Raw genomic sequence first — 22,837 nt, forward strand, 5'->3', positions numbered from 1 at the left:
CGAATTCAAGTGATTGAATTGCCCTCCCCACTTTTTCTGCGTAACACGCTGACCACCAGGGTGATCACAGTAATGGGCACCACAAAACTCAACATAGTGTTGGAATAAAAGTCGAGCGCATCATGCCCCTGCGCATCGAGAATCAGATACACCACGTAAGCAGTGTAGTAGGCCATAAACACACCGCCTTCCCAACGTGCAATTTCCCTGCCTGTGAGGAAAATTGGCAAACAGGCAAAGGCCACAGCCAACATCACCCACATATCAAACGCCAACAGCGAAGGCGCAACTTGCAAGCCTAGCGGGGCTGCCACCAAGCTTGAAATACCCAAGCACGCAAAAATATTGAATGTGCAACTGCCGACCACATTGCCCACTGCAATGTCGCGCTCGCCTTTAAGCGCTGCTGCAATTGAGGTGGCGACCTCGGGCATGGAGGTACCGGCAGACACAATGGTCAGCGCAATCACCACATCACTAACCCCCATGGCCTTCGCAAACACAACAGCGGAACCCACCAACCACTCCGAACCCAACACCAGCAACACCAGACCCAACGCAATCAGTCCCAACTGCACGGGCAATCTGGAATCCCAACTGCCTTGATCAGCCGGGTGTAATTCTTCTTCAAATTCTGCCTGGGCTTCTTTGACCTGAGTTCGCGACTGAATAATGAGAAACGCGGTGTAAGCCACCATGAGCACGGCGAGAATACCGCCATCACTCCAAGACAGTTGCCCGTCCAGACTTAACAAAAGCAAAAGCACAGAGGCACCAATCATGATGGGCACCTCTTGGCGGATCAATTGAAGATTAACCACCAAAGGGGTAATCAGGGCGCTTAAGCCCAAAATGAAAAGCACATTGAAAATATTGCTGCCCACCACGTTTCCGATGGCGATGTCTGTAGTACCTGCGATGACAGCACCAACTGAAACAGCAATTTCAGGCGCGCTTGTACCAAAGGCCACAACAGTCAACCCCACCACCAAGGGTGAGATACCAAACCAGAAAGCCAAATTCGAAGCGCCGCGCACAAGCACATTGGCACCAAGCACCAACAGAACCAAACCGGCCACAAATAAAAATACATCGACAAGCATTCAACTTCCCCTGCGCAACAACCCCATTGTGAGGGATGAGAATTCGCTCGATTTCTCAACCCGGAACCATTTCTCGTACGATACAGATGTTACCGCCTGAATTCTATGAACGCATGAAACCTGTAATTTTCTGCCTCGAAGACTTTGAAATGCATCGTTTTCTTTTGGAAACGCATTTGACACGTCTACTCGCAGACCGGGTCGAGGTGAAATACTTCAGAAGCCTGTCGCAGCTAAAAGCCTCGCACGGCGGTTGCCAGTTGTTGATTTCCGACCTGAATGTGAGTGACTCCAAAGCAGAAAACACCGCCCGATTCCTGCTCGATTATTGCGAACACACCCCTGTCATTGTTCAATCCACTGAGGAGGACCTGCCAGGTCAACTGGAACAACAATCTGCAGGCCGCATTCAGGCCGCGGAAAAAGGGGGCCAAGGCCACCGATTTACCGAGGCGATTGAACATTTCATGGCGCAGTTTGATCAAAAAGTACTCTGAATAACAGGCAGGTTTTACAGCTTGTCACGGAAAATAAAATAGGCCGCGCCCACCAGGCAGAAACCGGCCCACAGGTAATCCAGCTTCAACGGTTCTTTCATGTAGAACACAGCAAAAGGCACAAACACAGTCAAGGTGATAATTTCCTGCATCACTTTCAGTTGCCCCACCGACAACACGGTGTATCCGATCCGGTTGGCAGGCACCTGAAACAGGTATTCAAACAAGGCAATTCCCCAACTCACCAGTGCCGCAATAATCCATGGTTTCTGGCTCATGTCTTTCAAATGGGCATACCACGCAAACGTCATGAAAATATTGCTGATCAACAACATGGCAATGGTGACCGGCACAGCGGGCATGGCAACTCCAAATGAATTGACGAATCTGCGGTAGTGTAACCAAATTGCCGTACCGAGCGAATACGCTAAACACACTCAATTCCAAATAACGGTGCCATTGATTCGCCATGCTTAAATTTGTTAAAACATTGTTACTGACTTTTGCCTTGTCACTGAGCAGCACCAGCTTTGCCGCCGAGTTTGACCACAACTACTCAGCCTGGAACAACCTGCTGGCCAAACATGTGAAATGGCTACCCGACAACAAGCAAACTGCCGTTGATTACGCAGGATTTCAGAAAGACCGGCAGGCCTTGAAAGCGCTATTAAACGACTGGTCTGCCGTTGGCCAAACCGAGTTCAACAGCTTTTCGAAAAACCAGCAAATGGCTTTTTTAATCAATGCCTACAACGGTTTTACCATTGAGCTGATTTTGACCAAATACCCCAAAATCAAATCCATCAAAGACATTGGCGGCGTATTCAGCAGCCCATGGAAACAGGAGTTTTTTACGCTGCTGGGTCAAAAGCGCCACCTGGACTGGATTGAACACGAACAACTGCGCCCCAAATACAAGGAACCCAGGGTGCATGCTGCGGTAAACTGCGCCAGCCTGGGCTGCCCCGCTTTGCGCAACGAAGCGTTTACAGCCGCCAAACTGAATGCACAACTTGACGACGGCATGCGCCGCTTTTTGGGTGATCCAAGCCGCAACCGGGTGAAGAACGGCGAACTTCAGATCAGCCCTATTTTCAAGTGGTTCGCCGAAGACTTCGAAAAGGGCCATCAGGGGTTCAATGAAGTGAAGGATGTATTTGCAAAATGGGCCAAAGAGATGTCAGCGGACCCGGAAATAGTGGATAAACTCGCATCCAAATCACTTCCTGTTGCGAATACAGAGTACGACTGGTCGCTTAACGACATCAAACGCTAACCTTACTTGCTATTCACATGCCTCATCCAAAAACACTGCTGCTGTTCAACTACGACTGGGATGAGCAAGGTGCAAACCGGCTTCGAACCCAGTGGCCCAGCGTGGTATCTGGTTTCGATTTATTCAGTTTCCCGAGTAATGCGCGCTTGGCCTGGTTTGACACCGAACGATTTGTAGCCAAAGCGGCCGTGTTCGCCAAATTACACGGTGCCAAGGCAGTGGCCTCGAACCATGAGCAGTTTGGCGCGCTTTGTGCAGCCTTACTTGCCGAGAAAATGGGGTGGCCGGGCACACCTGTGAACGCCATTCTGGCCTGTCAACACAAGTTATACGCCCGCAAGGTGTTGCAGCAAGTAGCCCCCGAGGCCAACTTGCCATTTGCCAGGCTTGACGCGGCATATGGCGGGCCTGTGCCCCAGGGCATTGACTATCCGCAATTTGTAAAACCGGTAAAAGCCGCGTTCTCGGTGCTGTCGCGGCAGGTCAAGAATGCCGAGGAACTGCACGCCCACACCCGCTTTGGCCCCTGGGAGCTGTGGGTGATCAAGCATTTGGTGGAGCCCTTCGAACGTATTGCAAAAAAGCGACTGCCAGAAGCCGGAACCGCGCACAGCATGATGCTTGAAGCCCCCATGCGCGGTCGACAATACAACCTGGATGGCTATGTCTGGCAGGGTGATGTTCGCCCGCTTGGTGTGGTTGACGAGGTGATGTACCCGAACACCGACGCCTTCATGCGTTTTGAATACCCCAGCAGGTTGCAGGCAGACGTGCAGGCGCGGGCAGCCGACGTGGCACGACGTTTTCTGAATGCTGTGGGCTTTGATCACGGATTGTTCAACATGGAATTTTTCCATGACGAGGCCACCGACAAAATCACGGTGATCGAGTTCAACCCCCGCATGGCTTCGCAATTCTCGGATTTGTATTTGCGTGTCGACGGCATCGACCTGCACGAGATTGCATTTGCGCTGGCACACGGCATCGACCCTGCAACACTGGCCCGAGCGGTGCCCACAGCCGGCGCTACAGCCAGCTTTGTTTACCGCTCCTTCAATCCGAAAGCCGCTGTACCATTTCCAGGTTTTGTGCAAAAAGCGGCCTTCCGCAAAGCATTTCCCGATGCCTTGCTGTTTGAGTACCCCAAAGACACCAAAGAACTGCACCGCGACTTCAAATGGCTGCGCAGCTACCGTTACGGCATTGTCCACCTGGGTGGAGAAAACCCGCGCGACTTGCGCCAGCGCTGCGAGCAGGCCAGCGCCCTGCTGGGTTGGCCTGCACCATATCTTGAAGATTTGCGGGAACAAGTCATTGATGCAGACAAATTGCCGACGGAACTGTTTGCAGGCAAACCAGTCAGTTAAAACACCAAATCGATTCAAACAAACAGGAGAAGTATTTTGACTTTGACACGCACACACAAACTTTTAATTACGGGCAGTTTGTTGTTGGGCCTAGGCGGTTGTTCCGCAATGACGGCGCAAAACCCCTCTACCAAATTGAGCCCGGTGAATGCAGCTGAAGTGGCCGGAGATGACCGCGTCATGCTGTTTGGTGCCGACGTGGTGGCATACATCACTCAAAACGCTTATGTCCAGGGCAAGCCCGAGTTCAGCAGCACTTACCAGGAAGTGGATTTTCATTTCTCAAGCGCTGACCACAAAGCCTTGTTTGACGCAGAACCCACCAAATACATTCCCCAGTACGGCGGCTATTGCGCCAACGGGATTATGTTCGGCATCCCATGGGGCGGCAATGCAGCCGACTTCAAAGTGGTCGACGGAAAAACCTACATTTTCGGCGGATTCGTTTCACAAGCCGCCTTCGAACTTGAGCTTGATAAGAACATCGCTTTGGCCGACGATTACTGGGCCCAGGAAGTCAACGGCAACAACAGTTTTATTCAACGCGCAAAGCGCTTGGTGATCCGGGTACCCCACTATAAAACCGGGGAAGAACAGGCGGCCGAAGTTCAGGCCGCTGGAAAACTGGGCAGCTAATTGTCTCAGTTCATCAGCCGGGTTCGGCTGATGTAACTGAGCACATCGACCAAAGCCACCAGAATCATCATTGACAGCAACACAGTGCTGGTTTCGGCCATTTGAAACAGACCCATGTGGTAGGACAACATTTGGCCCAGACCACCAGCACCAACCACACCCAACACGGCAGCGGCGCGAATATTGTTTTCCCAGCGATACAGGGTGTAGCTGATTAACTGCGGAAGTACCTGCGGAAACGTGGCGTACCAAAACACAGCCACTGAGCCAACACCCCGAGTGCGCAAGGCAAAAGCAGGCTCATCGGTTGCATTTTCAATACTTTCGGCAAACAGGCGTCCCAATACACCGGTAGTGTGCAGCGCCAATGCAAATGTGCCAGCGAAGGGACCCAGTCCCACCGCAATCAATAACAGCGCAGCCCACACCAATTCAGGAATACTACGCAGCACATTTAACACGCCGCGACTTAATGTGCGCCAGCGCGCAGGGTCTTCCACATAGGTTTTGCTGGCAGGCAAGGCCCAGAGCAAACCAAAAACAGCAGCGAGCAAAGTACCCAAGGCTGACATGGCCAGAGTCTCCACAGTCGCCCAGGCAACCTTGGCGAGGAATTCGGACTCGAAATTCGGACTCAGTAACTCCCCGATGAATTTGCCCATTCTCGCCATCGCGTCCATGGACGCGAAACGAGACCATTGCAAATCAAGGCTCCAAAAACTCAGGAATATGAGCACGATCAAACCAAAGACCATCCAGCAGGACTTGCATCGGGCATTGAACATGGGCTCGGGTAATTTAGGAGCAGAATTATTCAGGCGTGTATTCATGCCAACACACTCCGTAGCCAACTACTGACCCTGTCGGCCAACCACACCAGAAAAACAAAGACCAGCAACATGGTCCCCACTTCACCACCAGCAAACATTTTCATGGATGAGTCCAACTGTTGACCCAGACCACCTGCACCTACAAAACCCAACACCGCAGAGGATCGAATGGCACATTCCCACCGGTATACGGTGTAGCTCGCCAGCTCTGCGGCGTTCTGCGGCAATGCGCCGTAGAAAAAAGCCTGCAACCGCCCGCTGCCATTGCGCAATAAATTCTGGGTCACATGGGGATCGCCCGATTCCAGAATATCGGCGTACACCTTGCCCAACATACCCCCGTAGGTAAGCGCTATTGCAAGAACGCCAGAAGTGGGGCCCAAACCAACCACACGAACAAAAACCAAAGCCCAGATTAATTCGGGCACGCTACGCAAGACGATCGCAGCCCAGCGTACCAATTGGCGACACACTGCGGGCAAAGCGGCCATTCTTCCGGAAATGGCCGATATGGAAATAACACGAACTGACAACAATGCGATAGGCACTGCCAACAACCAGGCCAGTGCCAGGCCTGCTGTTGCAATTGCGACAGTGCGCCAAGCCTCCTTGACAACCATAGTTAGAAATTCCGGATCCGTCTTGGGCGGAATCATGTCACCCAGAAAATTCAAGGTAGGCCGAAAATTTTCCTCTTCCAACAAAATCCAGGGTCTGAATTCTGTCAGTTCAAACATGGGCCACACAATGACCAGTGCGGCCAAACACCAGAACACACGCATACTCCAGGCGGGGTCGCGCAATGCCGGGTTCTTGGATACAGGCGAGAGATTCATGAAATTACCTGCAATTCATCGCCACAGGCGCTGGTTTCGTCTGGCTGGGCGGGCGTTCGGGTGCAGGACCCGTTAATTCATCCAAATGCTGTGCATACAAATCAATGAGACGCTGTTCAGTAACTTCGGCAGAGGGCAAATCAAATGCCAGCTCACCGTCACGCAGGCCAATGACGCGCGGAAAATGCTTCAAGGCCATTTCCACCTGGTGAAGGGTAGAAATCAGGGTGGCGCCCTGCTCTCTAGCAGCCTGCGCCAAAGTTTGCATCGCTTGCTCGGCACGTGCCGGATCCAAAGCCGACAGAGGTTCGTCCACCAGGAACAAATTAGCGCCGGAAACGAGTCCCCGTGCCAAACCCACCCGCTGACGTTCTCCACCTGACAACCTGTCTACCCGCTCAAACAGTTTTTCAGCCAGATCGAAGCGTGCAAGGGCATCATGCGCTGCACCAGTATCCACCGGATAAAACAGGCTTCTCAAGCTAGTCCAAAAACCCATGTGCGGCAATTTACCAGCCAGCACAGAAGTCACCACCCGTTGGCGTGGCGGCAAAGGCGGTACCTGAGGTGCCAAAAACAGCCTGCGACGTACGTCGCGAAGTCCGCGCTTGCCCAAAGCCCAGGGATCGGTGTTGTCGAGCAACACCTTTCCTGCTGCAGGCTCAAGCGCGCAGGCAAGCAAGTGCAAAAGCGTTGTTTTGCCTGCCCCTGAGGGACCAATAATGGCGACCTGTTCACCCGCCTGAACTGAAAAACTGACGTTTTTCAAGGCAGGCGAGGTGTCGCGGCTGGCCGCCGGATGGCGGCCAGCAATTTGCTGCAGTTCAACTATCACTTCAACAAGCCCGCCGCACGTGCTGCACTTTCAATACCCGCATAATTTTCAACTTTGGTGGGTACAAATTTTGAAGCGCGTTGCAATTCCAGAATTTCTTTGCCCTGTGGAGTCGAAGGATCAAGCGCTAAAAACGCATCAACAATTTTCTTGCGTGTTTCAGCAGACACACCACTGTGTACAGTCCAGTTGTAGTCGTAATAAGCCGGGGTGGTATAAATTACCCGCACCTTGTCCGTGTCGACTTTTTTATCAGCCACAAACTTTTCCCAAACAGAAATGTTCAATGCGCCTGCGTCCACTTTACCTGCCGCTACGGCTGCAATCGTCGCGTCATGTGCGCCAGAGAAAGAGACTCGCTTGAAATCCTTGTCAGGATCAATTTTCGCTACAGTATTTAAAAAACTGCGGGGCATGAGGTGCCCGGAAGTGCTGGATGCTGAACCAAAGGAAACACTTTTTCCTTTCAGATCATCCAACGACTTGATATTGGGGTTGCTGGTGATGAAAACGGATTTGAATTTTTCATCTTCCGCACGTTGGATCAAGGGGATTACCTGGCCATTGGAGCGAACATTGGCCTGAACAAACGTGAATCCGCCAAACCAGGCCATGTCCACTTGTTTGTTAGCCAGCGCTTCAACAGAGGCTGCGTAATCCGTTACGGGGGTGTACTCGACTTTCATGCCGAGCTTGTCGGAAAGGTACTTCATCAGGGGAGCCGCTTTGCGCGCCAGTTCGGTGGGGGATTCGTCCGGAATGGCTGTGACTCTGAACACTTGCTCCGCATGCGCTAATCCGGCCAGGCCGATCATCGCGCAAGTCATCAAACACTTAAAGGTACGAGAAGGTGAAAAGCTGATCATTGCTAACTCCTGATAAATTAAAAGACCTTACCGACAGGTAAGATTTTCAGTATAGGGTAGAAAATAAGCCACAATGCCCGGGTAGACTCTAGGCAAGGTTTTGATTACTGCCCATTTCATTATTACACCGACCAAATATGACACCCACACCACAGTTCATCCAGATCTATCAAGCGCAAGCGGAGCATATCCGGGAAGAATTGCTGAGTGGCCTGCGCGCCAGCAAAGCTCACACTTCACCCAAGTATCTCTACGATGAATTGGGCTCCAAACTGTTTGAAGCAATCACTTGCATACCTGAGTATTACCCCACCCGCACGGAAGCGCTGATTTTCAACAGCCACGGGCATGACATGGCACAGCAAGTGCCCAAAGGCGCTGCGTTCATTGACCTGGGTGCAGGCAATTGTGAAAAAGCAGCCCGGTTGTTCAATGTATTTCACCCAGACCGCTATGTCGCGGTGGACATTTCCGTGGACTTCCTGAAAGGCTCACTGGAATGCCTGCAACGCCAGTTTCCAGATCTGGAAATGAGTGGGGTGGGCATGGACTTCTCAACTGAATTGAATTTGCCAGCTGGCCTGGCTCTGAACCCTGCACAACCCCGGGTCATGTTTTACCCGGGATCCAGCATTGGCAACTTCACCCCCGAGGAAGCACTGCTGTTTCTGAAACAGGTAAAAACGGTGTGTGCAGCGGCAGCCGATGGCGGCCTGTTGATCGGTGTTGACCTGGTGAAAAGCAAAGCTGTGCTTGAAGCGGCTTACGACGATGCCCTGGGCGTAACAGCTGCCTTCAACCGCAATATGTTGCTGCACTTCAACAAACTGGCTGGCACCAATTTCAAGCTGGAAGACTGGAAACACATTGGCCTGTTCAACACTGAACTCAACCGCATTGAAATGCACCTGGAAGCACTTCGGGATGTTTCGGTGAACTGGGAAGGTGGCGAGCGAGCCTTTGTAGAGGGTGAACGCATTCACACCGAGAATTCTTACAAGTGGACACTGACCGGGTTTGAAGACTTGCTCAAGCGCGCAGGTTTTGCCGAGAGCAAGGCTTACATCGACCCGGAACAAAAATTTGCGGTGTTTTGGGCAAAGGCTTGAAAGTCCTTAGGCAGCAGCGAGTCGCCACAAGCTGGTGACTTCCTTGCAACGTGCATCAAACAGCGCATCACTAGAATCAAATGCCTTGCCATGTTTCGGCTTGGCATCCATGCGGCTCAACACTTTCAAACCAGCCAGCTCGATCCAGCCCAGTAACTCTTCGCGTGTGCGCAGTTTCAGGTGTTCGGCCAAGTCGGACAAAATCAACCAGCCCTCACCGCCTGCATTCAAGTGCGCAACCAAACCCGCCAAAAACGCCTTCAGCATGCCGCTGTGTTCATCATAAATGGCGCGTTCAATCGGTGAGGTGGGCTTGCCCGGCAACCACGGTGGGTTACACACAATCAAATCGGCTTTGTTTTCAGGAAACAGATCGGCTTGCACCACCTTCACCTGCTTGCCCATGCCCAAATTCTGAATATTGAATTGCGCACATTCCAGCGCACGCGGATCGTTGTCGGTGGCCACAATATTGCTCAACCAGCGGTGCGCCAACACAGCGGCCAGCACACCAGTACCAGTGCCCACATCCACCGCCGAGCCATTGACTTCACAGGCTTTGGGCAATGGGGCTTTCAACACCAAATCCACATACTCGCCACGCACTGGCGAGAAAACGCCGTAATACGGATGAATTCGGTTGTTGGGCGGATCACCAAGCGCAGGCACATCCACGCCTTTTTTGCGCCATTCGTACGCACCCACCACGCCCATCATCTCCCGCAATGAACACACAATCATGGGGCCATCGGCCTGTGGCTCGCCCCATGCTTCAGTGCAGGCTGCCAACACATCGGGTGCACGGCGCAAGGAAATGGTGTAATCAGCGTTAAACGGAATCAGGATTGAACCCAAAATACGTGCGCGCTGGGCTTGTGCCTGGCGGTACAAATGAAATTTTTGTGGGTATTCAACATCGGTCTTGCTCGCTTTGGCAGCTTTGCTTTTTTTGTGCTCTGCGCTTTTATCCACCCGGCGAACCAAGGCCTGCATCAATTGGCGGGCATTTTGAAAATCACTTTGCCACAGAAATACATTGCCCTCGCAAGCCAGTCGGTAGGCGGTGTCTGCGGTCAACGTGTCGTCTGCCAGCATCACTTTGCCCGGCACGGCCAGGTTGCGCTCCGACTGCCAGCGTGCACGAAAGGTTTCTTCGCCCTTGGTCCATTGAATTACAGGGTTGTCTTGGGCTGGGTGCATGCGGGTTCTCGCGGTGATTGGCAGGGCATGGATCGTGTAAACTTCTTCAGGGTCGCAGTGTACCACCTTGGGTGGTTCATGCCCGAGTTTCCCTTCTGTCAAATTAAGTGGCTGTTGTCTTGATTAAACCGTCTGTCGTCATCGTAAGCCCCGCACTTGCCGATTCCAATAATGGCAATTGGCAAACCGCCCGCCGCTGGCAGCTGTTTTTGTCCGAGCACTTTAATGTGCGCATTGTGAAACATTGGGAAAACACGCCTGCCACCGTTCACGATGCAGTCATGATCGCGCTACACGCTCGTCGATCTGCCGATTCCATTGCTGCTTGGGCGCACAGTCGTGGCGTGAATAAACAAGGCAGCCCTGGCTTGGTGCTGGCCCTGACCGGGACCGACCTGTACCGAGACATTGAAACCGATGAAACCGCACAAAAATCGTTGGAACTGGCGCAGCACCTGATCGTGCTGCAAGAAAAAGGCATTGAGAAACTGAACGAAGCACTGCAGCCGAAAACCGCTGTGATCTTTCAGTCCACCTCGTCACGCAAAACACTGCCCAAACCCAAGCGCCGCTTGAAGGTGATCATGGTGGGCCATTTGCGCGATGAAAAAATGCCGCAAACCCTGATGGAAGCGGCGGTGCTGTTGCGTGGCTATCCGGAAATTTTCATTGACCACATTGGTGGCCCCCTGGACCCGGAACTGGCCCAAGCCGCTGAAGAAACCATGCAGGTGTGCCCCAACTACCGCTGGCTTGGCAACCAAGCCCACGGTGCAACCCGCACCCGTATTCAGCGTGCCCATGTGCTGGTACACGCCAGCAAAATGGAAGGTGGGGCACATGTCATTATGGAAGCGGTGTGCAGCGGCACACCTGTGGTGGCCAGTTACATTGATGGCAACATTGGCATGCTGGGTGCAGGCTACCCCGGTTACTTTCCACTGGGCAATTCCCATGCACTAGCCAACATGCTGACCCAGTTGCTTGAAGACATTGTGAATCCGAAACCCTTGCCACCGGGTAAATCCAGTGTGTACACCAAGCTGAAAAACCAGTGCGCCGACCGGGCCAGGTTATTTGCACCTGAAAACGAACAAAACCAGTTAATTCGACTCGTACAACGAGCCAATCAAAACAACAACGAAGTAGAAGTACACCATGCAAACATCTGACCAACCCATTCTTCGTGACATCGTGCTGGTAGGCGGCGGCCACAGCCATGTGGGTGTGCTGCGCATGTTTGGCATGAAGCCGTGGCCCGGTGTGCGGCTTACCCTGATTTGTACCGACATTCACACCCCTTATTCCGGCATGCTGCCTGGCTACATTGCAGGCCATTACAGTTACGACGACGTACACATTGACCTGGGCCGACTGTGCGCCTTCGCAGGGGCAAGGCTGTTCAAAGACGAAGTGGTGGGCATAGACCGCGCCAATCAAAAAGTCATTTGCAAAAACCGCCCCCCGGTTGCTTACGATGCCCTGTCGATCAATATTGGCAGCACACCGCAAGTGCAACTGGTGCCAGGTGCCCTGGAAAACGCAGTGCCGGTCAAGCCGATTGCGCGTTTCAACCAACGCTGGGTCAATTTGCTTGAACGTGTAAAAACCCATGCTGGCAAAACCACCATTGCTGTGGTCGGTGGCGGTGCAGGCGGTGTAGAACTGGCCCTGGCCATGCAGTTTCGCTTGCGCAATGAATTAAGCACCATGGGCCGCAACCCCGACGAACTGGAATTTCACCTGTTCACCGCAGATGCCGATGTACTGCCCACCCACAACCCCGGTGTGCGCGCACGGTTCGAAAAAGTATTGAATGAACGTGGCGTGGTGCTGCACCGCGATGCGGAAGTGGTTCAGCTGGACGGCCACACCCTGCAAACCAAACAAGGCGAGCATTTACACGCCGACGAAATCATGTGGGTAACACAAGCCGGTGGCGCTGCATGGCTGAAAAACACCGACCTTGAACTAGACGACCGCGGTTTCATCAATGTGGGCCCTACCCTGCAAACCACGCGCGATCCAAAAATTTTTGCAGCAGGCGACATTGCCAATTTAACCAGCACACCGCTGGAAAAAGCGGGCGTGTTCGCGGTGCGCATGGGCAAACCATTGACCAAAAACCTGCACCTGTTTGTGCAGGGGATCGACCTGCTGGAATACCGCCCCCAAAAAACCTGGCTGGCCTTGATCAGCACTGGCGACAAGTACGCGGTGGCATCCAAAGGAAATCTCGGTTTTGCGGGTGCTTGGGTGTGGCAGTGGAAAGACTGGATTGATCGCCGCTTCATGGCGAAGTTCAGCGAATTTCCCCAGATGGATCCGAATGCAAAACCCGCAGGTGGCAACACGCCCAACCTGGCACTCACGCAGGAAGAAAACCTTCAGGCCATTTCCGCAATTGCCATGCGCTGCGGTGGTTGCGGTGCCAAAGTGGGTTCCACAGTTTTATCTCGCGCCTTGGGTAACTTAAAGCCGGTGGATCGCGAAGATGTATTGGTGGGCCTGCACGCGCCCGACGATGCGGCCATTGTGAAAGTACCGCCCGGCAAAGCCATGGTGCACACAGTTGATTTTTTCCGGGCGTTTGTAGACGACCCCTATATTTTTGGCAAGGTGGCAGCCAACCACGCTTTGGGCGATGTGTTCGCCATGGGTGGCGAGGCGCAATCGGCCACCGCCGTGGTGACCGTGCCACCCGGCCTTGAATCCAAGGTAGAGGAATTGTTGTTCCAGATGATGAGCGGTGCCGTGGAAGTATTAAATGACGCTGGCTGCGCACTGGTGGGTGGACACACTGGCGAAGGCCGTGAACTGGCACTGGGTTTTGCAATCAATGGTTTGGTCGATGAAAACCTGGGCGGCGTGATGATCAAAGGCGGCATGCGCCCCGGCGATGCCATTTTGCTGACCAAGCCAATTGGAACCGGAACGCTGTTCGCCGCGCTGCCGCAGCTGAAAACCAAAGGTCGCTGGATTGATGCTGCACTGGAATCGATGGTGAAAAGTAATCGCGTGGGTGCTCAATGCCTGCGCGAATACGGATCCAAAGCCTGCACGGACTTGACTGGTTTTGGGCTGCTGGGCCACTTGGTAGAAATGACACGGCCTTCCGAAGTGGATGCTGAACTTGATTTAAGTGCCCTGCCCTTGCTGGACGGTGCCCTTGAAATGGTCAGTGCGGGCATTGTCAGTTCTCTGCAACCGGCCAATGTGCGTTTGCGCCGAGCCATTCGCAATCAGGCTGATTATGTGAACGATCCGCGCTACCCGCTAATTTTTGATCCACAAACCGCAGGTGGTTTGTTGGCGACAGTACCTGGCGAGCAGGCCGAGGCCTGTGTGGCCGCCTTAAAGAAACTGGGTTATGAACACACCGCGATTATTGGTCGAATTTTGCCGCAAGGCGATGCGATTGAACCGATTGTATTGAAAGGCTAAGGAAGCAGCGCATGCCCCATACAGTTCAACAACACTGGAAAAAAACAGCACTGCTGCTTGTCGCAGCTTTGCTGCTGTTGGTGTGGCTGAACACTGATGTGTCCCTGCAAGACATGCTAATGGCTCAACGTGAACTGACCATGCACTTCATGGACAACCCCACGCTGGTCACCTTGATTTACTTCGGTGTGTTTGTTCTGCTCACCGCGCTGTGCCTGCCGGGTGCGGGCGTGCTGATGCTGGTATGCGGTGGCTGCATGGGATTTGGTTTGTGTTTGGTGGTGTCTACTGCGGCGTCTGCCTTCGGCGCTTTACTCACCATGCTGTTTGCGCGCCACTTTTTTCGGTCCTCGGTAGAAAGCAGATTTACCAACAAACTGAATGAGATCAACAAAGGCATTGAAAAGAACGAAGTGACTTACCTGCTCAGCCTGCGCTTGGCTCCCATCATCCCATTTGTTGCGTTCAATTTGCTGGCTGGCCTTACGCGGGTAAAACCATGGACCTTTCTGTGGACCAGTTTCCTGGGTATGTTGCCCGGCACCATGTTGTATGTAAATGCAGGCAGTGAACTGTCCAAGGTCAACAAGCTTGAAGAATTGATCTCGCTGGAAGTGGTGGTGTCGCTGACTGCACTGGCCTTGGTGCCGTTCCTGATTCAATGGGGAACGCGGCAGTTTCAACTACGCAAAGTGGCTTGAAAACCCAATCAGCTTGGATTTCAATCTCTCGCCTGAAAACCTGTATTTCCCTTTTTGAGATTCACCCTGACTCACCTCGCTCGGCAAAAGGGCGGGCCGAGTCTCGGTGCCGGCCTATGGCCGACCGCGGCGGGTGAATTCAAACGGGCAGGTTTTCTTGAAGGCGAGGCGATCGAAACTCCGCCGCCGATTGGGCATTGAACCGCGGTGAGTTGCGTGGTGGTGGAGAAACGCTGGCGCCGGTTTAAGCCAACTCGGTAGTGGGAGTGCTTGGGGCGCACTTGAAGAAAACCGCCCCGATTGAATTCACCCGCCACGGTCGGCCTAAGGCCGACACCGAGACTCGGCCCGCCCTTTTGCCGAGCGAGGTGAGTCAGGGTGAATTTCAAAAAGGGATCAAGCGGTTTTCAGTGCGACACAAGTAACCCATGCCGAGTTGAGCTATATACCGCAGCAGCGACCCTTCAAGTTCAGATCCGGAGTCACCAGTGACAGGCGACACAAGTAACCCGCTATCCGCTTATCGGATGTCGAACAACTCCACATCAAACACCAAGTCCGTATTGCCGGGAATTGGACCCGCACCACGTGCGCCGTATGCCGTGTCTGAAGGACAGAACACGATTGCACGATCACCCACCACCATTTCGCACAAGGCCTGTGTCCAGGCAGGAATCACGCGGTTCAGCGGAAAGGAGATCTTTTCATTGCGCTTGATGGAGCTGTCGAACACGCGACCGTCCAGAAAGGTGCCTTCATAGTGCACTTCAACGATGGAGTTTGGTGTAGGTTTTTGTGTGCCAGTACCGCGCTTTTTAAAAGTCAGCTTCACGCCGGAAGGCAGTACGAGTTCGTCGCCAGCAGCGGCATTGTTTGCAGTTGAATCAGTCACGGCATTACCCCAGGGAAGAATTAAGACAAGCGCTTATTCTAACCCGGGGCGTTTAGCTGACCTGGAATTCGACCTTGAAATCAATAGGTTTTGTAAGGCAAGAATTTGCCACTCATGTTGATGCTCACCCGATCACCCATGGGGTTGGGCTCACGCTGCAAGTCCATTTTGAAGTCGATGGCGCTCATGATACCGTCACCAAACTCCTCGTGAATCAACTCCTTGAAGGTGGTGCCGTACACACTGATCAATTCATAGAAGCGATAGATCAACGGGTCGGTGGGCACGGCTGTTGGCAGTGATCCTTTGTAAGGCACCACTTGCAAACAATCCACCGCCTCGGGTGGCAAGGCCAAGTACTCACCAATTTTTTTAGCCTGTTCTTCAGTCAAGGTCATTTGGCCCAGCAGCGCGGCTGTGCTCCATTCCTTGGACTGGCCCAGTACCTTGGCGCAGTCGTCCCAAGTGCATTTTTTCTTGCGCTTGGCCAATACGATCATTTCGGTTACATCGGTTCGTTTCATGGTGCACTCCTTTGAATCAAATTTAGTGGGGGTGTTGTCTCGGTGCTAACTTTCGTGTTGCTCAAGGCTTTCAAGCCAGGGCGTACCACTGGGGGTTGTTTGTGCAACTCGGCATTCAGCGTGTTGCCATCTGGTTCCGTCGCCGGCGCGGCGCGGTTCACCAAGAAATCAACCAGGTGATTGCGAATGGCGTAGTACTGTGCATCATGGTGCACGGTGCTTCGGGTGCGTTCGCGCGGCATGGTGTTTTCAACAATTTCCGCAATGCGGGCACGCGGGCCATGGCTCATCAGCATCACCTTGTCGGCCAGCAAAATGGCTTCGTCCACGTCGTGCGTAATCATGAACACTGTTTGACCGGTCGCCTTCACGATTTGCAACAACTCGTCTTGAATGGTGCCGCGGGTCAGTGCATCGAGCGCGCCGAATGGTTCATCAAGCAACAGCATTTGCGGCTGAATGGCAAATGCGCGGGCAATGCCCACACGCTGCTTCATACCACCTGAAAGCTCGTGCGGTTTTTTGTTGGCCGCCTTGTTCAAACCCACCATGTCCAGGTACTTCATGGCGTGTTCGCTGATTTCCTCTGGCGACTTTTCAGGCCAACGCGACCGTACACCAAACTCCACATTCTTCAGCGCGGTCATCCAGGGCATCAGCGCATGGCTTTGAAACACAACGCCACGGTCCAGCGACGGGCCCACCACCTCTTTGCCGTTCATGATCACGTAGCCCTGAGTGGCTTCGTCCAAGCCAGCCAGAATGTTCAGAATGGTGCTTTTGCCACAGCCCGAGTGGCCGATGATGCAGACAAACTCGCCTTTCTGAATGTCAAAGTTCACTGCCTCAAAAACAGGCGGCACGTTGGTGTCATCTGGTGCGTAACTTTTTACCAAACCTTCCACCTGCAGAAAGGCCGCAGCTTTCTCAGTGGGCACCAGGTCTTTGCTGAATATCTTGTGTTCAGTCATTGTCATTGTTGTTTACTCCTTGTAGCTAACCAGCTTGGCCATGCGAGCCAGCAGCGTATCGAGCAACATGCCGATCAAGCCGATGAACAAAATGGCGCTGATGATGTTGGCAATCGACAGGTTGTTCCATTCGTTCCATACGAAGTAACCAATGCCTGTGCCGCCCACCAGCATTTCAGCGGCCACAATCACCAACCAGGCAATGCCAACAGAAATGCGCATGCCGGTCATGATGGTGGGGGCGGCTGCAGGCAATATCACTTGAAAAGCGGTGCGCAGCGAACTCACCTCCAAAGTTTTGGCGACGTTTAACCAATCGCGCCGAACCCCGGCCACACCAAAGGCGGTGTTCACCAACATGGGCCAAATCGAGCAAATAAAGATCACGAAAATGGCTGAAGTATCACTGTCTTGAATGGTGTACAAGGCCAGCGGCATCCAGGCCAAAGGCGACACTGGTTTCAGAATTTGAATGAAAGGATCAAGCGCCTTGTAAAGCAAAGGCGACATGCCAATCACAAAGCCCAAGGGAATGGCCACCAAGGCCGCCAAACCAAATCCCACCAACACGCGGAAAATGGAGTAGCCCAGTTGAATGCCAATGCCTTTGTCGTTGGTACCGCGATCGTAGAACGGGTCACTGACATGGCCCCACAGCTTTGCACCCACATCACCCGGTGTGGGCAATGGGGTTTCTCCGCCCGTGGAAGCAGCCTGCCCGACCAGGGCAGCGTACTCGGGGTCTACGATCACTTCGGATTCCTCGGGCATTGTTGCAATGGTCCATATCGCCAGCATCACGACCAGGATCAATGCAGACAATGCCGATGGCGCCCATTTCTGATTCTTGAAACTTTTCATGCCGCTTATCCCTTGGTTCTGGAAATTGCGAAGCTGTTGAGGTATTCCTCCGGCTTCTTGGGATCGAAAGGTTTGCCCATCACGCTGAATTTTTTATCTAAACTGGGTGGCGCTTGCATGCCCAGCTCTTTCATCAAACGGGTTGCGTCCGTGGCCAGGAAAACATCTTTCGCAATCTTGTTGTAATCGATGTCGCCCTTGACTTGGCCCCAGCGTTTCATCTGCGTCAAAATCCAGATCGCAAAGCTTTGATACGGGAAGGGGTCGAAGTCGATACGCTGCGGGTCTTTCTGAATGCCACCCAAGCCATCCGCGTAGGTGCCTGTCAACACCTGCTCCACCACAGTCAGCGGCTGGTTGAGGTAATTGGTGGGCGCAATGGCTGCTGCAATTTCCTTTCGGTTCTCTGCTTTTCGAGCGTAGGCCGTGGCATCCAGAACAGCCTTCAACAGCGCCTTGTAGCTGTTCGGGTTTTGGGTCACAAATTCCTTGCTGGCGGCAAACGCACAGCATGGGTGCCCCGCCCAAATTTCTTTTGACAGAATGTGAATGAAACCCACACCGTCGTACACGGCACGCTGATTCACAGGGTCGGGCGCCAGGAAGCCGTCAATGTTGTCGGCCCGCATATTGGCCACCATTTCGGGAGGCGGTACCGAGCGAATTTGTACGTCACGGTCAGGATCCAAACCAGCTTCGGCCAGGTAGTAGCGCAACAGGTAGTTGTGCATGGAATAGTCAAAAGGCACCGCAAACTTGAAACCTTTCCAATCTTTGGGGTTGCGCTTGTCCTTGTGCTTCATCGCCAATGTAATGGCCTGACCATTGATATTTTCAACAGCTGGCATGGTCCACGGAATGGCGTTTGAACCCACCCCCATGGAAATGGCCAATGGCATGGGCGAAAGCATGTGTGCTGCGTCGTATTCTTTGGCAAGCGCTTTGTCGCGCACCACCGCCCAACCCGCAGTTTTCACCACTTCAACATCCAGACCTTGCTTGGCATAAAAGCCCAAGGGCTGCGCCATGATGAGGGGTGTTGCGCAGGTAATCGGAATAAAGCCGACTTTCAGCTTTTGCTTTTCCAAGGGGCCATTGCTTTGTGCAAATGCTTCTTTGGCTGCCGCCAACGGAAACATGCTGCCGATTGCGGCCATGGCCGTGCCACTGCCCACAGCACGCAGAAAATTGCGGCGCAATTGGTCGTTGGGAAACAGCGCATGCATCACTGCATTCTCAACAGCACGCTCTTCCATTTGCTGCACTGCCAATTGCTGATCATGCTCAGCCTGGCTGTTGTGTTGCCCACAGGCGCAACGCATGCCGAGACGGGTGTTGGGGTCAAACGGGTTCTTGAAAAAAGACATGGTGAACTCCTAAGCGGTTTAAGCAACAATCAGGCTGAAGCGCGGTTCAAAGCGGGGCGAAAGTAATCAATGTCGTGCTGGTATTGCTGGTAGGCCTTGGTGTATTCCATCACTCGGGCCACCTCAGCGATAAACTCTTCGTCGTAACCTGCGCGGCGCAGCAAGTGAAAGCCAATTTCCATGCCGCTGGCGATTCCGCCACCGGTCACGATTCGACCTGCATCCACCACACGTGCATGGCTTACCTGACAAGCGGGTGCAATTTCCGCAAGGCGGTCGATCGGGGTTTTACCCAAGTGCGACGCTTCAAGGCGATCGGGTTCTTTGCGGTTGGTGGCAGCAAGGCCGTCGAGCAACCCCATGCGGGCATAGATCCACGAACCCGTGCACACACTGGTGAGCAAGCAGTTGTCAGAAAGGGTCCGAATGTAACGGTGCAAATTGCCATTGTTCATTTCTTGACGGGTACCAAAACCACCGGGAATCAGGAATGCATCCATGGCCGGTGTGTCAGAAAATGAATAGTTAGGCAGCACGGTAAAGCCCGCTTGCGTTTGCACAGGTCGCATGCTTTCAGCAACCAGGAACACTTCCAGTTCGGGATCGAAACGCTTGGCCACCGAGAACACACCGTAGGGGGCTGCGTAGTCCACCACCTCGGCCTCCTTGAATACGTACACACCCAGTCTGAAACCCTGCATTCTGGCCATTCGCGCTTCTCCAGCAACACTGCGTTGAATATGAATTCAGTGTGCCGTGCCCGCTTTGGGCTGGGTATCACGCCATTTGTGATTGTGTTGTAGTGCTGCCCCTACAAGAAAACTACAGGCCGTGTTGCTTGGTGTAGTTCACAAGATCAACAAGATTTTTCAGTTCCAGTTTTTCGAACACGCGGGCCCGGTAAGTTGAAACCGTATTGCCCGAAAGGCAAAGCGCCTGTGCAATGTGTTGAACTGTTTCGCCTTGCGCCATCAAACGCAGCACCTGCATTTCGCGGTTGGACAATCGTTCATGCGGCGCACGGTCCGTGGGCTTGCGCAAATCATTCGCCATTAAATTGGCCGTAGCAGGGGTTAGGTACACTTGCCCCGCGCAGGCCATTTGAAGGGCCTGCGTCAACTCGGCGGGCGAGCATCCTTTATTCAGATAAGCATTGGCACCGCTGCGAATAGCCCGAAGGGCGAATTGGGTTTCTGGGTACACAGACAACATGACAACGCCCAGCTTTGGGAATTCGCTCCGTACACTTTTAAGCACATCAAACCCATCTCGCTCGCCGAGGGCCACGTCCAGCAGTATTGCGTCGAAATTGCCTTTGCGCAGTTTCTGCATGGCCTCCACGCCATCGGCTGCCTGCTCGCTAATGTACTGCCCACCAAACTCATCAAGAATCTGGACCAGTCCGCGGCGAATAATCATGTGGTCATCCACGATCAGAATATTCATTAGGCCAGTACCTCGGGCAAGCGCAGTTTGATGCAAACACCCTGCCCCAAAATTGAATCAATCGAGCAACGCGCACCAATGTCCCAAGCCCGCTCCTCAATACCCATCAAACCAAACCCGGCATTGAAGGTACGAACAGCCATGCCTCGACCATTGTCTTTGACCTGAAACACAACGGCACGTCCTTCAGTGTGAACCTGTACATCTACCCGGTTTGCATCGGCATGCTTACCGACATTGTTCAAGGCTTCTTGCAGAATTCGATACAAGGCCGTTTCCGTCGCTTTGCTCAAGCGGACATGTTCCAGTGCCGGGTCAATGTCGAGCGAGCTCACCACATTGGTGCGTTGTGCAAACTCGCCCAGCAAATGCTCCACTGCCGCCCACAAACCAAGATGATCAAGAACCCCCGGGCGGAGGTCGGAAAGTATTCGGCGCAAACTCTCCATTGCACCCTGTGCAAGGCTCAACATGCTTTCAATTCTCAGGGTTAGTTTTTCGTCGTTTGCGCAACGATAGGAGAGCGCTTTCAACTCCAGATCAAATGCAGTCAACTTGGCGCCAAGATCGTCGTGCATTTCGCGAGCGATTCGGGTTCGCTCCTCTTCGCGAACAGTGGTCAGGTGTGCAGAAAGCCTGCGCATTCTGTCGTGTGCTTTTTGCAATTGTGCAGTGCGCTCAAACACGCGACGTTCCAACTCCACCTGTGCCGCCTGTCGAATATTTTGCGCTTCGACCCGTTCGGTGATGTCGTTGAACGTGACCACAGCGCCCACCACAGTTTGTTCTTCGAAGATTGGATAAGAAGCATACTCGGCGTGAAAGCAAGTACCGTCTCTGCGCCACAGCACTTCATTGTCCACGCGGCAACCCTTGTTCTCCTGAAAAGCTCTGAAAATATGGCACTCACAAACTGGCATCAAATCATTGTTGGCATACGAGTGGTGCATCAGGTAGTGCATGTTTCTGCCCAGCACTTCGTCGGCCGAGTAACCCAACATTTCCGCACCTGCTTTGTTGATAAAAACACAGCGACCTTTGAGGTCGATGCCGTAAATACCTTCGCCGGTTGAATCGAGTAATAACTCAAGCTGCCTTCGCCAGGCAGCGTGATGGGAAAGTTTGGAAAGATGCTTGAACAAGGTGGTGCACCTGAAGTTAATTCAACATCAAACTAGCAAGAGCGGTGCCAATAAATATCAGAAAAAATTATGAAAATTTGCACACGGTTGGTGCGAAAAAAAAACGACAAAAGCTATTGAAAAATACACACAAACGGGTTGTTGATCATGTATTGATGAAAAAAGCTTTTCAGTTAATTAAATTTGATGTACACATAACTCACCACACCGTTTAAGGAAGGTTACACAACATGGTTACAACAGATCAAAAGCCAGTCGAAGCCGAGGCAAGCAAAACAACCCCAGCTCCTAAAAAACCAGCAGCAAGAAAACCCGCTGCAAAAAAACCAGCCGCTGCAAAACCTGCCGCAGCTAAAAAACCAGCAGCAGCAAAACCCGCCGCCGCGAAAAAACCAGCAGCAGCAAAACCCGCTGCAGCGAAAAAGCCAGCAGCGAAACCTGCCGCAGCTAAAAAGCCAGCAGCGAAACCTGCTGCAGCCAAAAAGCCCGCCGCCGCAAAACCAGCTGCCAAGAAGCCGGCTGCCAAGAAGCCGGCTGCTAAAAAACCTGCAGCGAAACCAGCAGCCAAGAAGCCAGTCACATCCCGCGCAAAGGCAGCCACTGCCAGCGTAGCGAATGCTGCAGCCAAAGCCAAGAAGACTGTGGCCAAAGCAAAGCCAGCTGCCAAGGCGAAAGCCGCAGCAGCCAAGTCAGTGTTTAGCGCAACAGACCGCAAGAAATTGTTGAGTGATGTTCAGAAGCAGATCAAGGACCTTGAGAAACAAGTCAAGGGCATGGTCAAGTCAGTTCAAACTGACGTGATCGCCAAGATCAAAAAGCAACTGGGCATGAAGTAATCCAGAAATAGCAAAAATAATAAGACCGCTACACGACCTTTCGTATGAAAGGTCTTCTGTAGACTTCATTAAAACCCGTTGTGCGAAAGCACCGCGGG

24 protein-coding genes are annotated in these 22,837 nt (G+C 53.0%); 9 read left to right on the forward strand and 15 right to left on the reverse strand.

The features are described 5' to 3' along the window. Nucleotides 1-5: 5 nt before the first annotated feature. Nucleotides 6-1,103, reverse strand: a complete 1,098-nt coding sequence (locus tag P0D43_RS00305; RefSeq protein WP_394672950.1) for a calcium/sodium antiporter — start codon at nucleotides 1,101-1,103, stop codon at nucleotides 6-8. Nucleotides 1,104-1,279: 176 nt separating this feature from the next. Here P0D43_RS00305 and P0D43_RS00310 point away from each other — a divergent pair, with 176 nt between their 5' ends. Continuing rightward, on the forward strand, nucleotides 1,280-1,600 hold the full coding sequence (locus P0D43_RS00310; RefSeq protein WP_394672951.1) for a hypothetical protein: 321 nt from the start codon (nucleotides 1,280-1,282) through the stop codon (nucleotides 1,598-1,600). 14 nt (nucleotides 1,601-1,614) lie between these two features. Here the strand turns inward: P0D43_RS00310 and P0D43_RS00315 are convergent, their stop codons facing one another. Further along, nucleotides 1,615-1,962, reverse strand: coding sequence for a DMT family protein (locus P0D43_RS00315; protein WP_159568825.1), 348 nt, complete (start codon nucleotides 1,960-1,962; stop codon nucleotides 1,615-1,617). 107 nt (nucleotides 1,963-2,069) lie between these two features. Here P0D43_RS00315 and P0D43_RS00320 point away from each other — a divergent pair, with 107 nt between their 5' ends. Genes P0D43_RS00320 through P0D43_RS00330 form a run of 3 tightly spaced genes read left to right on the forward strand, consistent with a single transcriptional unit; the run spans nucleotide 2,070 to nucleotide 4,879 of the window. Continuing rightward, nucleotides 2,070-2,876 carry a DUF547 domain-containing protein gene (locus P0D43_RS00320; RefSeq protein ID WP_394672952.1) on the forward strand — a complete coding sequence of 269 codons (807 nt, stop codon included), beginning with the start codon at nucleotides 2,070-2,072 and terminating at the stop codon, nucleotides 2,874-2,876. Nucleotides 2,877-2,893: 17 nt separating this feature from the next. Continuing rightward, a complete protein-coding gene (locus P0D43_RS00325; protein WP_394672953.1) occupies nucleotides 2,894-4,243 on the forward strand; it encodes an acetyl-CoA carboxylase biotin carboxylase subunit family protein in 1,350 nt (449 codons plus the stop codon). Nucleotides 4,244-4,279: 36 nt separating this feature from the next. Further along, complete coding sequence (locus P0D43_RS00330; protein WP_394672954.1) at nucleotides 4,280-4,879, forward strand: YHS domain-containing (seleno)protein; 600 nt, start codon at nucleotides 4,280-4,282, stop codon at nucleotides 4,877-4,879. 5 nt (nucleotides 4,880-4,884) lie between these two features. Here the strand turns inward: P0D43_RS00330 and phnE are convergent, their stop codons facing one another. From phnE to P0D43_RS00350, 4 genes are read right to left on the reverse strand one after another with little or no spacing between them, the layout of a single operon-like run. After that, complete coding sequence (phnE, locus tag P0D43_RS00335; protein WP_394672955.1) at nucleotides 4,885-5,709, reverse strand: phosphonate ABC transporter, permease protein PhnE; 825 nt, start codon at nucleotides 5,707-5,709, stop codon at nucleotides 4,885-4,887. Then, nucleotides 5,706-6,545, reverse strand: a complete 840-nt coding sequence (locus P0D43_RS00340) for a PhnE/PtxC family ABC transporter permease (RefSeq protein WP_394672956.1) — start codon at nucleotides 6,543-6,545, stop codon at nucleotides 5,706-5,708. Before P0D43_RS00340 ends, phnE begins: the two co-directional genes overlap by 4 nt. 4 nt (nucleotides 6,546-6,549) lie before the next feature. Further along, the gene (locus tag P0D43_RS00345; protein ID WP_394672957.1) at nucleotides 6,550-7,380 is read right to left on the reverse strand and encodes a phosphonate ABC transporter ATP-binding protein; all 831 of its coding nucleotides are present in this window, start codon (nucleotides 7,378-7,380) and stop codon (nucleotides 6,550-6,552) included. Continuing rightward, on the reverse strand, nucleotides 7,377-8,246 hold the full coding sequence (locus tag P0D43_RS00350; RefSeq protein WP_394672958.1) for a putative selenate ABC transporter substrate-binding protein: 870 nt from the start codon (nucleotides 8,244-8,246) through the stop codon (nucleotides 7,377-7,379). Before P0D43_RS00350 ends, P0D43_RS00345 begins: the two co-directional genes overlap by 4 nt. 137 nt (nucleotides 8,247-8,383) lie before the next feature. Between P0D43_RS00350 and egtD the strand changes: the two genes are divergently transcribed. Further along, entirely contained in the window at nucleotides 8,384-9,355 is a 972-nt protein-coding gene (gene egtD, locus P0D43_RS00355) for an L-histidine N(alpha)-methyltransferase (protein ID WP_394672959.1), read from the forward strand. Between the two features lie 6 nt (nucleotides 9,356-9,361). On the opposite strand, the gene P0D43_RS00360 is transcribed toward egtD, so the two are convergent. Beyond that, on the reverse strand, nucleotides 9,362-10,555 hold the full coding sequence (locus P0D43_RS00360; RefSeq protein ID WP_394672960.1) for a methyltransferase: 1,194 nt from the start codon (nucleotides 10,553-10,555) through the stop codon (nucleotides 9,362-9,364). A gap of 119 nt (nucleotides 10,556-10,674) precedes the next feature. Between P0D43_RS00360 and senB the strand changes: the two genes are divergently transcribed. From senB to P0D43_RS00375, 3 genes are read left to right on the forward strand one after another with little or no spacing between them, the layout of a single operon-like run. Next, entirely contained in the window at nucleotides 10,675-11,727 is a 1,053-nt protein-coding gene (gene senB / locus P0D43_RS00365) for a selenoneine biosynthesis selenosugar synthase SenB (protein ID WP_394672961.1), read from the forward strand. Further along, a complete protein-coding gene (gene selD / locus P0D43_RS00370) occupies nucleotides 11,714-13,999 on the forward strand; it encodes a selenide, water dikinase SelD (protein ID WP_394672962.1) in 2,286 nt (761 codons plus the stop codon). Before senB ends, selD begins: the two co-directional genes overlap by 14 nt. A gap of 11 nt (nucleotides 14,000-14,010) precedes the next feature. Next, complete coding sequence (locus P0D43_RS00375; RefSeq protein ID WP_159568836.1) at nucleotides 14,011-14,700, forward strand: TVP38/TMEM64 family protein; 690 nt, start codon at nucleotides 14,011-14,013, stop codon at nucleotides 14,698-14,700. 520 nt (nucleotides 14,701-15,220) lie between these two features. Here the strand turns inward: P0D43_RS00375 and P0D43_RS00380 are convergent. The 8 genes from P0D43_RS00380 to P0D43_RS00415 all read right to left on the reverse strand — a co-directional run bounded on the left by P0D43_RS00380 (nucleotide 15,221) and on the right by P0D43_RS00415 (nucleotide 21,903). Next, on the reverse strand, nucleotides 15,221-15,592 hold the full coding sequence (locus P0D43_RS00380; protein ID WP_201301414.1) for an FKBP-type peptidyl-prolyl cis-trans isomerase: 372 nt from the start codon (nucleotides 15,590-15,592) through the stop codon (nucleotides 15,221-15,223). 80 nt (nucleotides 15,593-15,672) lie between these two features. Next, the gene (gene cynS / locus P0D43_RS00385) at nucleotides 15,673-16,116 is read right to left on the reverse strand and encodes a cyanase (protein ID WP_008250133.1); all 444 of its coding nucleotides are present in this window, start codon (nucleotides 16,114-16,116) and stop codon (nucleotides 15,673-15,675) included. Then, nucleotides 16,113-17,087, reverse strand: a complete 975-nt coding sequence (locus P0D43_RS00390; RefSeq protein ID WP_201301445.1) for an ABC transporter ATP-binding protein — start codon at nucleotides 17,085-17,087, stop codon at nucleotides 16,113-16,115. The genes cynS and P0D43_RS00390 overlap by 4 nt, the downstream gene beginning before the upstream one ends. A 12-nt stretch (nucleotides 17,088-17,099) precedes the next feature. Next, entirely contained in the window at nucleotides 17,100-17,948 is an 849-nt protein-coding gene (ntrB, locus tag P0D43_RS00395; protein WP_159568838.1) for a nitrate ABC transporter permease, read from the reverse strand. A 5-nt stretch (nucleotides 17,949-17,953) separates the two neighbouring features. Next, nucleotides 17,954-19,315 (reverse strand): CmpA/NrtA family ABC transporter substrate-binding protein, encoded by a 1,362-nt coding sequence (locus P0D43_RS00400; protein ID WP_394672963.1) that lies wholly within the window; start codon nucleotides 19,313-19,315, stop codon nucleotides 17,954-17,956. Nucleotides 19,316-19,344: 29 nt separating this feature from the next. Beyond that, entirely contained in the window at nucleotides 19,345-20,025 is a 681-nt protein-coding gene (locus P0D43_RS00405; RefSeq protein WP_394672964.1) for a DJ-1/PfpI family protein, read from the reverse strand. 112 nt (nucleotides 20,026-20,137) lie between these two features. After that, nucleotides 20,138-20,761 (reverse strand): response regulator transcription factor, encoded by a 624-nt coding sequence (locus P0D43_RS00410; RefSeq protein WP_159568841.1) that lies wholly within the window; start codon nucleotides 20,759-20,761, stop codon nucleotides 20,138-20,140. Then, a complete protein-coding gene (locus P0D43_RS00415; RefSeq protein ID WP_159568842.1) occupies nucleotides 20,761-21,903 on the reverse strand; it encodes a PAS domain-containing sensor histidine kinase in 1,143 nt (380 codons plus the stop codon). The genes P0D43_RS00410 and P0D43_RS00415 overlap by 1 nt, the downstream gene beginning before the upstream one ends. Nucleotides 21,904-22,133: 230 nt before the next feature. On the opposite strand from P0D43_RS00415, the gene P0D43_RS00420 reads away from it, so the two are divergent. After that, nucleotides 22,134-22,739, forward strand: coding sequence for a hypothetical protein (locus P0D43_RS00420; protein WP_201301415.1), 606 nt, complete (start codon nucleotides 22,134-22,136; stop codon nucleotides 22,737-22,739). The last annotated feature ends 98 nt before the right edge of the window (nucleotides 22,740-22,837 follow it).

This window comes from Limnobacter sp., from assembly GCF_043511195.1.
GTDB lineage: Bacteria > Pseudomonadota > Gammaproteobacteria > Burkholderiales > Burkholderiaceae_B > Limnobacter.

Excerpts from the sequence above, each read along its gene's own strand:
- P0D43_RS00305 (WP_394672950.1), bottom strand. The coding sequence starts at position 1,103 with ATGCTTGTCGATGTATTTTTATTTGTGGCCGGTTTGGTTCTGTTGGTG.
- P0D43_RS00315 (WP_159568825.1), bottom strand. The coding sequence starts at position 1,962 with ATGCCCGCTGTGCCGGTCACCATTGCCATGTTGTTGATCAGCAATATT.
- P0D43_RS00320 (WP_394672952.1), top strand. The coding sequence starts at position 2,070 with ATGCTTAAATTTGTTAAAACATTGTTACTGACTTTTGCCTTGTCACTG.
- P0D43_RS00325 (WP_394672953.1), top strand. The coding sequence starts at position 2,894 with ATGCCTCATCCAAAAACACTGCTGCTGTTCAACTACGACTGGGATGAG.
- phnE (WP_394672955.1), bottom strand. The coding sequence starts at position 5,709 with ATGAATACACGCCTGAATAATTCTGCTCCTAAATTACCCGAGCCCATG.
- P0D43_RS00340 (WP_394672956.1), bottom strand. The coding sequence starts at position 6,545 with ATGAATCTCTCGCCTGTATCCAAGAACCCGGCATTGCGCGACCCCGCC.
- P0D43_RS00350 (WP_394672958.1), bottom strand. The coding sequence starts at position 8,246 with ATGATCAGCTTTTCACCTTCTCGTACCTTTAAGTGTTTGATGACTTGC.
- egtD (WP_394672959.1), top strand. The coding sequence starts at position 8,384 with ATGACACCCACACCACAGTTCATCCAGATCTATCAAGCGCAAGCGGAG.
- P0D43_RS00360 (WP_394672960.1), bottom strand. The coding sequence starts at position 10,555 with ATGCACCCAGCCCAAGACAACCCTGTAATTCAATGGACCAAGGGCGAA.
- selD (WP_394672962.1), top strand. The coding sequence starts at position 11,714 with ATGCAAACATCTGACCAACCCATTCTTCGTGACATCGTGCTGGTAGGC.
- P0D43_RS00375 (WP_159568836.1), top strand. The coding sequence starts at position 14,011 with ATGCCCCATACAGTTCAACAACACTGGAAAAAAACAGCACTGCTGCTT.
- cynS (WP_008250133.1), bottom strand. The coding sequence starts at position 16,116 with ATGAAACGAACCGATGTAACCGAAATGATCGTATTGGCCAAGCGCAAG.
- P0D43_RS00390 (WP_201301445.1), bottom strand. The coding sequence starts at position 17,087 with ATGACTGAACACAAGATATTCAGCAAAGACCTGGTGCCCACTGAGAAA.
- ntrB (WP_159568838.1), bottom strand. The coding sequence starts at position 17,948 with ATGAAAAGTTTCAAGAATCAGAAATGGGCGCCATCGGCATTGTCTGCA.
- P0D43_RS00400 (WP_394672963.1), bottom strand. The coding sequence starts at position 19,315 with ATGTCTTTTTTCAAGAACCCGTTTGACCCCAACACCCGTCTCGGCATG.
- P0D43_RS00405 (WP_394672964.1), bottom strand. The coding sequence starts at position 20,025 with ATGGCCAGAATGCAGGGTTTCAGACTGGGTGTGTACGTATTCAAGGAG.
- P0D43_RS00410 (WP_159568841.1), bottom strand. The coding sequence starts at position 20,761 with ATGAATATTCTGATCGTGGATGACCACATGATTATTCGCCGCGGACTG.
- P0D43_RS00420 (WP_201301415.1), top strand. The coding sequence starts at position 22,134 with ATGGTTACAACAGATCAAAAGCCAGTCGAAGCCGAGGCAAGCAAAACA.